Raw genomic sequence first — 1,283 nt, 5'->3', positions numbered from 1 at the left:
AAAAGAACCAGCTGCTGTTGTCTTCCAATTCCTGACGACATTGCTTCAGCTGCCAGCCATAAGTCTTTGCGGTTTGCTCAACGCGCCGAGCCACTTTCATCAAACTAGGCTTTCTTTTGTAAGTTCCACGTTTATAACCGCCTCGCCCTTCATGATAGGCCAGATACTGGTTATAAGGGTCCCACAATGAAATGCCTAACTGGCGACGAGTCTCGTGGGTATACCACCCAACAAACATTATCGAATCATCAAAATTGGTGCGCGAACCACCTTGTCCGGTGGAATCTTGGAAGTCATCCCAAGCTGGATCTTGAGCCTGAGCATAGCCATACGCACTGCTTACGCGTCCCCAAGGGATGAAACCCAATACGTAATCTTTGGGTGGTTTGGCATCATGGCGGAAGCTGCTTTCCTGCTTGATGATGGCCATGGCAACATGAATGGGCGTTCCCCACTCTTTTTCCATATCTTTCGCATCATCATACCAACCAGATTTTTCTCGGAATATCTCACATAGGTTATCTTGCTGTTTTGGTGGCGCTGTCGCACATCCCGCAAGCAACACACTTCCTAGCACCGATACAACCAACGGCTTAATGTTCAATCCCACCCAATCCTTACTTATTGATCATTGTTTTAGATAAGCGAAGTAGTTTTCCAGAAACTCGTCAAAAGATAACGTATCGCTTTCTTCCGCTTGTCGCTGTTTCTCAACTGAAGAAGCCACTTCCGTTTCCATTATATCTTGCGAGTAATGTTGGTAACCGTGAGCCAGTTTTTCTTCACGGAACTTCATGCCAAGAGCACAACCTACTTTGCCAAGTCCACCAAGTTCTTTGGTTAGCTCAAGCAATTGACCAGAAATCGTCAGTTCAGGGTTATCAATCCATGCTTCTAGCTTGTCACATACAGCTTGGTAAGCGTCGCCACCAGCCGCAGAATCCATCTCTACTGCAATTTGGCGCAACTCAACGAATACTCGCTTCGCCCAATCTTGCAAAGATAAGCGTTCACCTTGGCAACCGATTTGCAGCATCAAACCTTTTTCACGACCAGAGATGATCACTTTGTTCCAGTTGTCACGCCAGCATTCTAGTTCGCAGTTATCCATTGGGTCAGAATCTGACAACGCCGCCCACGTTAGGAAAAGATCTAAGAAACGAACTTGCTCTTCGCTAACACCAACGGCACTGAATGGGTTCACATCTAATGAGCGCACTTCAATGTATTCCACGCCCGCGCGATTCAATGCATCTGATGGCTTCTCACCACTTTTCGCTACG

Annotated in this window: 1 protein-coding gene and 1 pseudogene; both read right to left on the bottom strand. The window is 46.9% G+C overall.

The window, feature by feature from the left end; genetic code table 11:
* Positions 1 to 604: hypothetical protein (locus R7F67_RS24245; protein ID WP_015297256.1), on the bottom strand; the 604-nt coding region annotated here is incomplete at its 3' end.
* A 24-nt stretch (positions 605 to 628) separates the two neighbouring features.
* Positions 629 to 1,283, bottom strand: a pseudogene (locus R7F67_RS24240) (glutamate--cysteine ligase); the annotation flags it as partial.

This window comes from Vibrio sp. YT-17 (assembly GCF_033337375.1).
Taxonomy (GTDB): domain Bacteria; phylum Pseudomonadota; class Gammaproteobacteria; order Enterobacterales; family Vibrionaceae; genus Vibrio; species Vibrio alginolyticus.
Note: the sequence above shows the minus strand (reverse complement) of the source record. Positions and strands in the feature narration are given on the sequence as shown.